This window comes from Flavobacterium sp., assembly GCF_043756175.1.
Taxonomy (GTDB): domain Bacteria; phylum Bacteroidota; class Bacteroidia; order Flavobacteriales; family Flavobacteriaceae; genus Flavobacterium.
The window spans coordinates 1-3,530 of the sequence record NZ_JAYURN010000126.1; the positions used below are offsets into that span (position 1 = coordinate 1).

Below are 3,530 nucleotides of genomic sequence, written 5' to 3' on the forward strand. Positions count from 1 at the left end.
ACTGATGCTTTGAAAATGCCTCAATTGATGGCAGAAGCCAATAACGAAATTTATATTAAGGAAAAAAATGAGGATTTCATGACCATCCTTAGTGGTGCATTGGGACAAAAGAAAAGAATCCACATTCATGTTGGTAAAATTTTAGATACTGAAATTGATAAAATCACAGCAGAAAATGACAACGCAAACAAGCAAATACAAGCTTTGGCGCAGGTTATAGACGATGCAATATTGAGTAATTATAAATTATGGCCTACGAATTTCATCGCTTACGATATTGTAAATAAATCCAATACCTACGCGCACTTATATACGGAGAGCGAGAAATTACTTTTTGAGCGCCGATTAGAAATGAGAATTGATCATGATAATCCAGTTGCTTTGGAAGGTTTTCTTGCAATGTATGCTAATCCAGTTGTGAATACATTAAAATATCATGATGTTGTCTAAATCTAAAATACTTTTGATTTATACCGGTGGGACTATTGGTATGAAAAAAGATTTTGAGACCGGTGCTCTTAGAGCTTTTAATTTCAGTAAACTATTGCAAAGAATACCGGAATTGAAACAATTGGATTGCGAGATAGAAACTATTTCTTTTGAGAATCCTATTGATTCGTCTAATATGAACCCTGAAAAATGGGGTCAAATAGCAACAATTATTGCCGATAATTACAGCTCTTTTGATGGGTTTGTTGTGCTTCATGGTTCAGATACGATGTCTTATTCAGCATCTGCTTTAAGTTTTATGCTCGAAAATTTATCTAAACCAGTCATTTTTACCGGATCCCAATTGCCTATTGGAGATTTGCGTACTGATGCAAAAGAGAATCTGATAACTGCTATTCAAATTGCTTCACTGCGTGAAAATGGAAAGCCAGTCATTAGTGAAGTAGGTCTTTATTTTGAATATAAATTATACAGAGGTAATAGAACCACAAAAATAAATGCGGAACATTTCAACGCATTCACATCGCCAAATTACCCTCATTTAGTAGAATCTGGCGTGCATCTAACACTGAATTCAGAATTGTTTTTGCCTTTAAAAACTGATTTACATTTGAAAGTGTATAAGACGTTAGATAACAATGTGGCTATTATTAAAATGTTTCCAGGAATTAGCGAAGTTGTTTTGGCTGCCATTTTTGATATTCCGAATCTTAAAGGAGTCATTTTAGAGACTTATGGAGCTGGAAACGCTCCTACAGAAGATTGGTTTATCAACCTTTTGAAAAAAGCCATTAATAAAGGCCTGCATGTCATTAATGTGACACAGTGTTCTGCCGGAAGTGTGAGTATGGGTCAATATGAAACGAGTACTTCTATGAAAGAAATTGGTGTTATTTCTGGAAAAGACATCACCACCGAAGCAGCAATCACGAAATTAATGTATTTACTGGGGCAAAAAATTGCGTCGAATGATTTCAAAAAGATTTTCGAAACATCTTTACGAGGAGAAATGGTATAATAATTAGATTTTACTTTTCTAACTCATTTTTTTTCGTGTTCTTTGCAGACCAAATAAATAGAGAGGTGTCCGAGTGGTTGAAGGAGCTAGCCTGGAAAGCTAGTATGTGGGTAACTGCATCGTGGGTTCGAATCCCATCCTCTCTGCTGAGAAATTAATGCTTCCTGAAAGGGGAGCATTTTTTGTTTTATAGCGGTACAAACTTTTTTGTTTGTCTGAGTGTATAAGGCAAAAAAGGTCAGGTGTGAAATTCCAAACAGTATTTTCTTTGTATAACGCCCTTTCTAGGGTTGCCCGAAATTAACCTAGTTCAAGCGTTCGCAGCATGTTTGCCTAGGATGAGTTGATTCTATTCTCTTTTCAGAAACCCATCACTGATAAGTAAAAGTTATTGGACCTGTGGCTGTCTTTAGCCTTCTTGATTTTTGTTTTAGAGCAATACTAATTTATTCATAATTACATATTTTTTGTCGTGGCGCTAGTTTTGACTAAACATATTATATAAAACGATTTTGGTTGTATTAAAAACACAACAGAATGCATAAGTTATGTAAGATAATAATTATCAAAAATAAATATTTATGTATTTTATCGATTATATTTGTAGGATAAACGTCAGTTTTGTAATTTTAAGTAAGGATTAAAAATCATACTGTAGCGAAATTATTATTTGGATCATTCTTTAAATAATTTAAGTGAAGAACCCAAAAAAACGGAGTATTTGAAAGATTATTAAAAAAAGGTTGAAATTTAGAAATTTAAAAAACTTAACAGATGGAAACAGAAAATAAAAAAGAAGGGGTGTTTTTGTATATGGGTGCATTTCTTTTTACTACCGCAAGCTTGTCAATGATTGCTTTAATGTTGATGTTTTTTTTTATAACTTTTTAATTTGATTATAAGTCAGAATTTTAAAGAGTTTAATGAAATTCAGTACTGCGTTTTTTCACAGCAATACGCTTCGGCTACGTGGCAAAATCTTATATTTGTGCAACGATAAACAATAGTTTAATCGGAAAATATATTTTAAGACTCACATGAAGCAATCATTAAACAAAAATAACAACGCAATATTATTTGTAAGTTGTTTTATTCTTTTAAATGTTTTCAATGTTTTTCCCCAAGAAATAACAACTTTAGAAGGTGCTTCAAAAGTAAAAATCGATTCGTTGTACAGGGAGGATCAATTCTATTTTGGATTTACATATAATACCTTAACAAATAAACCCGACGGTTTGTCTCAAAGCAAATTGTCTACTGGATTTTCACTTGGGTTTTTAAGGGATATGCCCATAAGCAAAAATAGAACGCATGCAGTAGCTGCTGGAATTGGGCTGTCGTATAATAATTATAATCAGAATCTGGCGGTTTATAAATCAGATCAAGCGCCATCTTATTCGATTATTGATGCAGATACCAGTTTTAATAAAAATAAATTTTCACAACTTTTAGTTGAGGTGCCTCTTGAATTTAGGTGGAGAACATCGACTTATGAAAGCCATAAGTTTTGGAGGATTTACGGCGGATTCAAATTGAGTTATTTAATTCTTGACAGATCCATTTTTGAAGATGCACAAGGAAAAATAATTGTAACTAATAATAAGGATTTTAATAAGCTTCTTTATGGAGCGTATATTTCAACGGGTTATAATACAATAAATGTATATGCCTATTATGGCTTGAATTCTTTATTCAAATCAGCTAAAATTGATGGGGAACCCATCGCTATGAAGTCCTTAAATATTGGAATAATCTTTTATATATTATAGCCATAAAAATAATAAAAGCAGCTGCGGAATACTTCCTAAAACAAACCCTATAATTAATTCTTTGTTAGTATGTGCGTTCATTTCTATACGAGAAGAGGCAACAAGGCCATTTGCGAGTATTAAAAATGCAATGATAAAAGTATTCTGAAATTGAAAATGAAGGCTTATTGCAATTACAAATACGGTCAGTGCGCTTATTGCCATCATATGTAGGCTTGCTTTTATATTGCCAAATAATGATAAAAGAGCCAAAATAGTACTGAGCAACGCTCCCAAAAAGAAAAAATGCAATT

General features: G+C 32.7%; 2 protein-coding genes, 1 tRNA gene and 2 pseudogenes. 4 read left to right on the forward strand and 1 reads right to left on the reverse strand.

Annotated elements, in window-relative coordinates; translation table 11 throughout:
• The 4 genes and pseudogenes from ACH2BP_RS09985 to ACH2BP_RS10000 all read left to right on the forward strand — a co-directional run.
• Window positions 1-450 (forward strand): annotated as a pseudogene (locus ACH2BP_RS09985) (1-acyl-sn-glycerol-3-phosphate acyltransferase); the annotation flags it as partial.
• A complete protein-coding gene (locus ACH2BP_RS09990; RefSeq protein ID WP_395059464.1) occupies window positions 440-1,468 on the forward strand; it encodes an asparaginase in 1,029 nt (342 codons plus the stop codon). The pseudogene ACH2BP_RS09985 and the gene ACH2BP_RS09990, both read left to right, overlap by 11 nt.
• A gap of 59 nt (window positions 1,469-1,527) precedes the next feature.
• Window positions 1,528-1,614, forward strand: a tRNA-Ser gene (locus ACH2BP_RS09995).
• Between the two features lie 891 nt (window positions 1,615-2,505).
• Entirely contained in the window at window positions 2,506-3,237 is a 732-nt protein-coding gene (locus ACH2BP_RS10000; protein WP_395059462.1) for a porin family protein, read from the forward strand.
• On the opposite strand, the pseudogene ACH2BP_RS10005 reads toward ACH2BP_RS10000, so the two are convergent.
• Window positions 3,232-3,530, reverse strand: a pseudogene (locus ACH2BP_RS10005) (hypothetical protein); the annotation flags it as partial. The gene ACH2BP_RS10000 and the pseudogene ACH2BP_RS10005 sit on opposite strands and share 6 nt — an antisense overlap.